Annotated in this window: 11 protein-coding genes and 1 pseudogene; 4 read left to right on the forward strand and 8 right to left on the reverse strand. The window is 64.3% G+C overall.

Going from position 1 to position 9,112, the window contains the following annotated elements:
• Positions 1-160: 160 nt before the first annotated feature.
• The 8 genes and pseudogenes from YO9_RS0114925 to YO9_RS0114955 all read right to left on the reverse strand — a co-directional run bounded on the left by YO9_RS0114925 (position 161) and on the right by YO9_RS0114955 (position 5,735).
• Entirely contained in the window at positions 161-550 is a 390-nt protein-coding gene (locus YO9_RS0114925; RefSeq protein ID WP_016998208.1) for a hypothetical protein, read from the reverse strand.
• Positions 544-1,173, reverse strand: coding sequence for a TPM domain-containing protein (locus YO9_RS0114930; protein ID WP_016998209.1), 630 nt, complete (start codon positions 1,171-1,173; stop codon positions 544-546). Before YO9_RS0114930 ends, YO9_RS0114925 begins: the two co-directional genes overlap by 7 nt.
• Before the next feature lie 142 nt (positions 1,174-1,315).
• Positions 1,316-2,205, reverse strand: a pseudogene (locus YO9_RS0114935) (universal stress protein).
• A 47-nt stretch (positions 2,206-2,252) separates the two neighbouring features.
• Complete coding sequence (locus YO9_RS0114940; protein WP_031273434.1) at positions 2,253-3,248, reverse strand: universal stress protein; 996 nt, start codon at positions 3,246-3,248, stop codon at positions 2,253-2,255.
• A gap of 129 nt (positions 3,249-3,377) precedes the next feature.
• On the reverse strand, positions 3,378-3,785 hold the full coding sequence (locus tag YO9_RS21095) for an MATE family efflux transporter (protein ID WP_317259853.1): 408 nt from the start codon (positions 3,783-3,785) through the stop codon (positions 3,378-3,380).
• Positions 3,743-4,777, reverse strand: coding sequence for an MATE family efflux transporter (locus tag YO9_RS0114945; RefSeq protein WP_317259854.1), 1,035 nt, complete (start codon positions 4,775-4,777; stop codon positions 3,743-3,745). Before YO9_RS0114945 ends, YO9_RS21095 begins: the two co-directional genes overlap by 43 nt.
• Positions 4,778-4,815: 38 nt before the next feature.
• Positions 4,816-5,106 (reverse strand): hypothetical protein, encoded by a 291-nt coding sequence (locus YO9_RS0114950; RefSeq protein ID WP_223286668.1) that lies wholly within the window; start codon positions 5,104-5,106, stop codon positions 4,816-4,818.
• A gap of 278 nt (positions 5,107-5,384) precedes the next feature.
• A complete protein-coding gene (locus tag YO9_RS0114955; RefSeq protein ID WP_016998211.1) occupies positions 5,385-5,735 on the reverse strand; it encodes a universal stress protein in 351 nt (116 codons plus the stop codon).
• 163 nt (positions 5,736-5,898) lie between these two features.
• Here YO9_RS0114955 and YO9_RS0114960 point away from each other — a divergent pair, with 163 nt between their 5' ends.
• The 4 genes from YO9_RS0114960 to YO9_RS0114970 are packed head-to-tail and all read left to right on the forward strand — an operon-like array spanning position 5,899 to position 9,001.
• The gene (locus tag YO9_RS0114960) at positions 5,899-6,933 is read left to right on the forward strand and encodes a tripartite tricarboxylate transporter substrate binding protein (RefSeq protein ID WP_016998212.1); all 1,035 of its coding nucleotides are present in this window, start codon (positions 5,899-5,901) and stop codon (positions 6,931-6,933) included.
• Entirely contained in the window at positions 6,930-7,280 is a 351-nt protein-coding gene (locus YO9_RS19110; RefSeq protein ID WP_223286669.1) for a hypothetical protein, read from the forward strand. The genes YO9_RS0114960 and YO9_RS19110 overlap by 4 nt, the downstream gene beginning before the upstream one ends.
• Positions 7,277-7,495 (forward strand): tripartite tricarboxylate transporter TctB family protein, encoded by a 219-nt coding sequence (locus YO9_RS19115; protein ID WP_262925720.1) that lies wholly within the window; start codon positions 7,277-7,279, stop codon positions 7,493-7,495. Before YO9_RS19110 ends, YO9_RS19115 begins: the two co-directional genes overlap by 4 nt.
• Entirely contained in the window at positions 7,496-9,001 is a 1,506-nt protein-coding gene (locus tag YO9_RS0114970; protein WP_016998213.1) for a tripartite tricarboxylate transporter permease, read from the forward strand. It begins immediately after the preceding gene.
• The last annotated feature ends 111 nt before the right edge of the window (positions 9,002-9,112 follow it).

The following is a 9,112-nucleotide window of genomic DNA, read 5'->3' on the forward strand; positions in this document are numbered from 1 at the left end:
CCACAGGTTGACACCCTGCGATTCGACCGGAAACGCTGCGTACCTCTGCCAATAATGTCGGCCATGCGGAACGGTGCCCCAGATGTCACTAAGGCATGCCCTCGACGCGAAGCTCTGCCCGAGATGTCCCACCCGGGGCCGCACGCTATTCGGAACCCGCTTAGAAGCTTCCTGACGCGCCTCCGCCACTGAATCCTCCGCCGCCGCCGAACGATGTGCCCGCTGAGCCGGACGAGCCGCTCGACGAGATCGAGTGGTTCGTTCCGCCGTAGATGGCCGGGTACATCACGTAGAGCGGCAGCCAGCTCTGGAACGTGGAGGCGTGCTGCACGTCCCGCTCCACGCCGTCCTGGTCCTTGGCCTTGGGCGGCTTCTTGCTGTCCTTGGGCGGTTTGCGGTGGTTGGAGCGGTACGTGTAGTACCGCTTGCGCACCTCGTCCGAGATCTCCTCGTCCGGGTGTTCACGCTGATAGCGTTCGATCTCTTGGTCCGCCTGCTCGCGGATCTTCTTCTGGTCCTTGCTCCACCACAAGAAGAAGGCAATCACCACAGCACGATCAGGCCAGCAATCCCGAGGAGTACCCACTTGACGATGTTGCCCGTCCGCTCGCGGTCTGCAGCAGCCTGCGCCTCCGCCTCCGGGTTGGCTTGGTCGTACACCGAGTCCAAGGTCGCGAGGAAGGCCTGTGCATACTCTTCGTCACGGAACCCGGGCTCCAGCTGGTCCTCCATGATGTCTTCAGCCGTGGCATCGGAAAGCACCTCGCGAGCACCGTCGGCCACCTCGATCCGCAGTTCACGCTCATCCATGTCCGCGACGATCAGCACGCCGTTGTTCCGACCGGCCTCGCCCACGCCCCATTCCTGAGCGGTTTGCCGGGTGAAGTCTTCGAAATCGCCGTCGACGCCGTCCACCGTCAGCACCGCCGCGCGGATGTACTCGTTCTGTTCGTTTCCGCGGCCGATCCTCTCGTTGAGCCGCTGCTCGTCAGCGTCGGAGAGGATGTCGGCCTGGTCCAGTACCGCTCCGGAGTCCGGGCGCGGGGGCACTTGGGCGGCGCGAGCGGCGTCGGCGGACCAGGCCACCAGCGATACCGCCGCGAGGAGCGCGAAGAGTGAGAGCACGAACCAGCGCATGACGCTGCTGGAACGCGGGCTCGTCAGTGTCAGCATGATGCCTCCTTGGGTGCGACTGATCCCAGCGTAGGCCGCGACCAGCTCCCAAAGGATCAGCCCGGAGCATGAAAACGGCGCCCCGCCTCACGGTGGAGACGGGACGCCGACGTCGCACGGAGACTACTCCGGGCTACGTTGCCTAGCTTTCGCGGTTGGGCACGATCATGAGCGGCGCCTCGGTATCGGCCAGCACCGACTGGGAGACCGAACCCATGAGCAGACCGCGGAATCCGCCGTAACCGCGGGACCCCATGACCAGCAGGTCAGCGGTGCGGGAAGCATCCACCAGGCATCGGCCGGGCGGCCCTGGAGCACGCGAGTCACGATGTTCAGGTCGGTGTAGTGGCCACGCAGTTCCTCGGCCACCTGCTCGGTGAGTTCCTTGGCCGGAGCCAACAGCTGCTCCTGCACCGCACGCTCCAACTCGGAGGAGTTCATGGGCAGGTAGCTTGTGGTCGGAACCACGCTGACCACCGCGAGGGTGAGGCCGTGGGCGCGGGCGTAGTCAGCTGCCACCTTGACGGCCAGGTTCTTGGCGCCGAGCTTGTCCACACCAACCACCACGGTGCCCTCGAAGGACTCGTCCTCCGGGCGGGATTCACGCTCAGCCGGGTTCCAGCTCTCGGGCAGGATCACCACGGGCACGGGAGAGTGCGAGGCGGTAGCAGCGGAAACCGAACCGACGCGACCACGTACACCGTGACGCCCACGCTTACCCATGACCACCAGGGAGGAATCCTTGGCTTCGTACACGATCACACCAGCGGCGTCACCGCGCTCAATGATGCCCTGCACCTGAACGCCGGCGGCCTTTGCCTTGTCCACGGCCGCGCGGGCGAGCTTCTCGGACTCTTCCTGAACGGCATCCAGGAACGGACCGTACAAGGACTGATCCACACCCACGGGGCGACCGGTGGAGACCACAATCTTCAGCGGGATCTCCTGAGCGGCTGCTTCCTGGATGGCCCAGTCCAATGCGCGTTCGCTGTAGTCGGAGCCGTCGTATGCCGCCACGATTCGTTGTGACATCTGTTTCGCACCTGTTTCTGTGTGTAGTGAATGGATGCTGTTGGGGCTCACTTGCCGCTGGGAACCACCATGACGGGTCCGGCAGCCGCGCCGAGTACCGACTGGGAGACAGATCCGAGCAGCAGACCGGTGAAGCCACCGATGCCGCGCGAGCCAACCACCACGAGGTCCGCGGTGCGGGTGGCCTGCACCAGCACGCGACCGGGACGACCCAGGAACCCGTGACGGGTGACCTTCAGTTCCGGGTTCTGCTCCGCGATATCCTTGGCGATCTGGTTGAGTTTCCGCACGGACTCGTCGAAGTAGTAGGTCTGGTTGTACTGATCCTGGAACCAGTCCGGGGTGCCGGACAGGGCGCCGTTCACGGAGACCAGGCTCAAGGTGGAGCCGTGGGCCTTGGCGTACTCGATGGCCTGCGCGACGGCCGGGTTCTTCTCACCGGCAGCGTCCACGCCGACCACCACGGATCCCGTGAAGTCCATCTCTGAAGCCGGGGTGCGGGTACCGCCCTGGGACTCCTCATCAGACACGTGGACGTCCTTGTGGTGGGCGGACTCGCGAGCCGTCTCCACGTCGGAGCTGTCATCCTCTTCCCGCGGGGGGACCACGATCACGGGCACGGGGCTGTGAGCCGCAACCGCTGCGGACACCGAGCCCAGACGACCGCGCAGTGCACCACCCTTACCGCGCTTACCCATGACCACCAGGCTGCAATCCTTGGCGGCCTCAATGATGGCCTTGGCTGCATCGCCCTCGCCGCTGGCGGTATCGACCTTCACGTCGGCCTGGGCCACGCGGTCCTGAGCGGCCTTGAGGTTCTGATCGTTCTCGGCGGTCACTGCTTCGCGGAAGCGCCGTTCCAGGCCGGGATCTCCCACGCCGACCACGGGGAAAGCTCCAATGAGGCGCACGCCCACGTTGCGAACACGCGCTTCCTCGATGGCGCGGTCCAGGGCACGCAGTGCGATTTCGGAACCGTCAATACCCACCAAGACGGGGCCGTTGACGGATGCGGACTTGGTGTTGGGAACGTCTTTGTTCATGCCTTAAGGATAGTCGATTCACCCGCATAAATTGAGACGCGCACCACTCGTTTTGGCCCCGGAAAACCAAGGTGACGCAGGGTTTCGAGGGAGTGAGCGGCGTCGTCGGCCGCAAAAACCGGAACGTGGTCAGGCCATGGCGTACATCCACCGGTCGCTGCGAATCCGCCAACCCAGCGTGAGGGCCCGCGCGCCGATGTACCCGCCCGCGTACGCAATCCACAGCCAGGCCATGCCCGCGGTGCCGCCACCGGCGAAGTGCATGACCGCCCACAGCAGCGGCGTGTAGACCACGATGTTGATCAGGCCGGCGAGCGCCAAATAGCGGGCGTCGCCGGCGCCGATCAGCACGCCGTCCAGCACGAAGACGTACGCCGCGAGCGGCTGTCCCACCGCGACCACGATCAGCGCAATCCCGAACAGGTACTGCACGCTCTCCGACTGCGTGAACAGGAACCCGAGATGCGGGCCCGCAAAGCCCACGATCAGGCCGGTCACCACGCCAAACCCCAGCCCCCAGCGGATGAGTCGGTGCATGAGGTGACGCACGCCGTCACGCTCGTCCTGTTGGTCGAGGTCGCGGCGCCCAGCTCCTTGCCGAGCAGGGCTTGGGCGGCGATCGCGAGCGCGTCGAGGGCGAAGGCCAAGAAGTTGAAGACCGTCATGGTCAGTTGGTACGCCGCGAGATTTTCCGCGCCCTGTGCAGTGGCCACCACCACGGTCGCAAGGATCGCCGCGCGCAGTGACAGGGTCCGGAGCATGAGCCACGAGCCGACCGTGAGGTGCCCCCGCACGCCGCGCCAGCCGGTGGTCAGCCGCACGTTCTCCCTGCGGAACTGTTTGCCCAACAGCACCAGATAGGCAATCGCCATGCCCCACTGGGTGATGCTCGTGCCCATCGCCGCGCCGGCCACACCCAGATCCGCGCCGTAGACCAGCAGGAAGTTCAGCCCGGCATTCACCGCCGCGCCGATTCCCGCGATGATCAGCGGAGTTTTCGTGTCCTGCAGTCCGCGCAGCACACCCATCGCGGCCAGCACCACGAGCATGGCCAGCAGTCCCGGCATGGACCACACGAAGTACGACGTCGCGTGCTCCAGTACCTCGCCTTGCGCACCTAACGCTTGGAGCAGGGGCCTGCCAGCAAGAATGCCTGCGGTGGCGAGAAGTACGCCGAGTCCGGCCGCGGTCCAGAGGCCGTCACGGCCGACTTCGAGGGCCTGCTTGAGTCTGCCACCACCCAAGTGCCGGGCGACGGCAGGAGTGGTCGAGTAGGCGAGGAACACCATGAGTCCGACCACGGTCTGCACCACGGTCGCGGAGATCCCCACGCCCGCGAGTTGTGCGGTGCCCAGGTGGCCTATGATCGCCGAGTCCGCCAGCAGGAACAACGGCTCCGCAATCAACGCCCCGAACGCGGGGACCGCTAGCGCCAAGATCTGACGGTTGAGGGAGCGGGTGTCGCGGGGAGCTGTCGCTTCTGTGGCTTTTGCGGGTTCTGTGGCTGGGGATTCGGGTTCGGACTGCACCAGTCCAGGGTAGCCAGGGTAGGAAGTCCGGGAGTTGCCTACAGGGTGTAGATGGTCAGCTCATGATCGGAGGGGTCCTCGGCCGGGAACGTTGTACGGATACCGCTGATCGATTCGTTGGGAAAATAGTCGTACCACGAGTAGGGCCTCACCTCGCCGGGATCCTTCAGAATCCCCTCTTCCTTACCCGGGAGGCCCGGAGTGAGGTCACAGCGGTAGACCTGGGATTCGTCTCCCTCTACGAGCTGGAAGATCGCGTACCGGCCCTCCAGACGAATCCATTGGACGACGAGGGTTGGGTGCAGATCCTCCCAGAAGGTTCTCCCCATCCCGAGCTCCATCAAGAAGCCGGCCCAGTTGACCCTGAGTCCTTCGGGTATGTGCTTCTTCGGTGCGTGGCTCATCACCCGAGAAGTCGACCGAAACGGTGTTGGCGCCGTGGGCAACCTTGGAGTGAAGCTCCCGCAGGAAGGTATACGGAGCCAACACCGCGTCATCAACTTCAACGGGCGGAGGTTCAGGTGATTCGCTCTCCAGGCCCAGGTCACCCCACACTGCCCACTGCGAACCGCCCATGTGAATCCAGTGTGGCAATGACCTACTCCGATCAGGTGGCGGGTTTGACGGAGATCACCGGAACGGCGGCCTCCAGGATGATCTGCTGGGCGGACGAGCCCAGGAAGATTTTGCCCGCGGGACTGCGGCGCTTCACACCCACCACCACGGCCTCAACTTCGGGGCGATTGGTCGCGTCGATGAGGTCTCCCACTGCGTCCTTGCTGCGACCGTCGGCGTTTTCCAGAGTGACGCGGTCATAGCCCAAACCGGAGATGTCCGGGGTGGAACCGTCCACGGGAAACACGATGAGGTCTGCGTCGCGGCGTCGGGCTTCGGCGATCGCGAAGTCTCGGGCGGCGTGCCCGGCGGGGGTGTCTGCGCTGGCAAGGATGATGGTCATTACTGGAAACTACTCCTCGATCGATGAACCTGGACGGCACACTCGGCGTCATGGCGTCGTGTTACCAAAATCGGGCGCCACACCTGAGAATTATTACTTTCTCAGATGAGCTTATGTGTATTCTAGGTCACAATCCCAGGTCGCTCTCAGGTGACCGATCCGCATGCCATCAGCGCACTTGATTCAGGAGACCAGTTTGGTCGAGAAGCGTCCGCCGAATCGTCGGCAGTTCATCACATACGGGATCGGAGGGCTGATCGCGGCTGGCGCCATTGGGACCGCCGTGACCGGATCCATCTCGTCAGCCTCCGGAGGCAACAACCTCCGCTCGAGCATGACCATCATCGCCCCCGCGGCGGCCGGCGGCGGTTGGGACACCGTTGCTCGCGAAATGCAGCAGGCGCAGCGAGCGAACAGCATCATCAACAACACCCAGGTGGTCAACATGCCGGGCGCCGGCGGAACTATCGCGCTGGGCAACCTGTCCGTTCTGGATGGCGATGCGAACAATCTGATGGTCGGTGGCACCGGCCAGCTCGCCGCGACCATTCAGTACGATTCCGCCACCAAGTACGAGGACGTCAACCCCCTGGCCGTGACGGTCGAGGAGTACGACGTGATCGTGGTCCCGGCCGACTCCCCGTACGAAACCCTGGACGACCTCATGAAGGCCTGGGCGCAGAATCCGGGCGATGTTCCGTGGACCGGTGGTGGCTCGTTCGACCAACTGGTGGTCACCGAAATGGCCATTGCTGGCGGCATCAAACCCGCGGACATGATCTACGTGTCATCGGACGGCGGCGGCGAGTCCACCCAGGCACTGCTCAACGGCACCGTTGCCGCGGCAGCCAGTGGATACCCGGACTCCATCGACCAGATCGAGTCCGGCCGACTCCGCGCGCTCGCGCTCGTGGCCGAGGAACCCCTGGAGGGCAGCGACATCCCGACCACCGTGGAGCAGGGCTATGACGTGACTCTGGCCAACTGGCGCATCCTGGTGGCCCCCGGCGGCATCACCGATGAGGAGAAACAAGAGCTGGAGAGCATCGTGCTGGAGACCATCGCGACTCCCGAATGGCGCGAAGCCATCGAGCGCTACAACTGGAACGAGAACGTGATCACCGGCGACGAGCTCACACAGTTCATCAAGGACGAGACCGAGCGAATCACTGCGCTGTACAAGGAGCTGGGAGTATGAGCCACGCATCGGTTTCCGAATCCTCGGCGCCCGCACCCCGGGCAGATTCCGAGCGTCCCGCCGACCGGAGTTCACGCTCCGCAGGCTCCCTGCTTCAAGCACTCACCATGCCGCTGGTGCTCGCCGCGTTCGCCACCTATCTCCTGTTGGGCATGCTGATGATGGAGGTCCCGGATTCCGTGGACTTCCCCGGCCCGCGCTTCTTCCCCGCCATCATCACCGGCGTCATTTACGTCCTGGTGGTAGTGGAAGTCATCAACATCTTCCGTCACTGGTCCAGCGGTTCGCTGGTACCACCGACGACGCCGCTCCCGCCACCTTCTCGTGGCGTTCGCTCGTCTGGGTGATCGGCGGGTTCTTGGCCTTCGCTCTGCTCCTTGAATTCCTGGGGTGGATCCTTGGCGCGGCGCTGTTGTTCTGGTGCGTGGCGCGTGGATTCGGGTCGAAACGACCTCTGTTCTCATTGATCGTCGGACTGACGGTGAGCTCCATTGCTTACATCGCGTTCGACATGGCACTGGGGCTCTCGCTGCCCTCCGGACTTCTTGGGGGTGGCTTCTAAATGGAGACTCTGTCCTTACTCATGGAGGGCTTCGCTGGAGCCCTCACCTGGCAAAACCTGTTCTGGGTGGTGCTGGGCTGTTTCCTGGGCACCGCCGTGGGCGTCATGCCCGGCCTGGGTTCCTCCATGGCCGTGGCTCTGCTCTTGCCCGTGACCTTTGCCCTGGAGCCCACCGCGGCGTTCATCATGTTCTCCGGCGTGTACTTCGGTGGCCTGTTCGGCGACTCCACCATGGGCATCCTGATGAACACACCGGGGCAGGCGTCTGCCATTGCCTCAACGTTCGAGGGTCACAAGATGGCCCTGAACGGACGCGCCCCACAGGCACTGGCCACCGCGGCCATCGGTGCGTTCGTGGGTGGTTTCATCGCCTCAGGCGTGGTCGTGTTCTTGGCGCCGTTCCTCGCGGAATTCTCCACGCAATTCGGGCCGGCAGAGTTCTTCGCTTTGGCGTTGTTCGCGTTCATGGCCACGTCATCCGTGGTGACGGACTCTGCAGTCAAGGGTCTACTGTCCCTCGCGTTCGGCCTGGGTATTGCCGTAGTGGGCATCGACGGCGTGACCGGCATCCCGCGCTTCACCATGGACTCGCCATTCCTCTTCGACGGCATCTCACTGGTCACCGTGACCGTGGCGGTGCTGGCTTTGGGCGAGGTCATTTACTTCGCGACGATCGCCCGCTTCCAGCGCGAAGGGCAGATGATCCGTTCGAAGGGTCGTCCGTGGTTGAGCAAGAAAGAGCTACGCGAGGCCGCTCCTGCGTGGGCTCGCGGCACGGCCATCGGACTCCCCTTCGGCGTGATCCCCGCGGGTGGTTCCGAGATCCCCACGTTCTTGGCGTATGGAGCGGAACGCAAGCTGGATCGACGTCGTCACGACCCACAATTCGGCAAGGGCGCCATCCGAGGCCTGGCCGCGCCCGAGGCTGCCGGTAACTCGACGACCGGTATGGCCATGGGTGCCCTGTTGGCACTGGGCCTGCCGATCTCCGCGACCGCGGCCATCATGCTCGCAGCGTTCCGTCAGTACGGTCTACAGCCGGGCCCGCTGCTGTTCGAACGTGCGCCAGATCTGGTGTGGGCGCTGCTGGCGAGCTTCTTCATCGCGATGATCGTCCTGCTGATCATCAACCTGCCGTTCGCAATGGTGTGGGCCAAGCTCCTGCTGATCCCGCGCCACTACCTGTACGCGGGCATCACGGTGTTCTGTGGACTGGGCATCTACGCGACGTCCGGCTCGACGTTCGATCTGCTCCTGCTGCTGGGCGTGGGCATCGTGGGCTTCCTGATGCGCATGCACGACTACCCGCTCGCGCCGCTCATCATTGGCATGGTGCTCGGCCCGTTGGCGGAAACGAGCCTGCGTGATGCGCTCATCAGCGCCAACGGTGATGCCTCCGTGCTGGTGCAGGGTCCGATTGTGCTGGTTCTCTACGGCTTGCTGGCGATCGTGCTGTTGGTGACCCTGCGGAGCAAGATCACGAGCCGGACAAGGCGGGATACGTAGACGGGTTCTGCCGCCGCTCGATACCGTGTGAGGTAGACGCACCACACCTCAACCTGAGGTGAGGAAACTGCAGCTTCGCGGTCTCATGTGATGGAAGTGCTGAATTCGACC

Source organism: Kocuria atrinae C3-8, assembly GCF_000286355.1.
Lineage (GTDB): Bacteria > Actinomycetota > Actinomycetes > Actinomycetales > Micrococcaceae > Kocuria > Kocuria atrinae_A.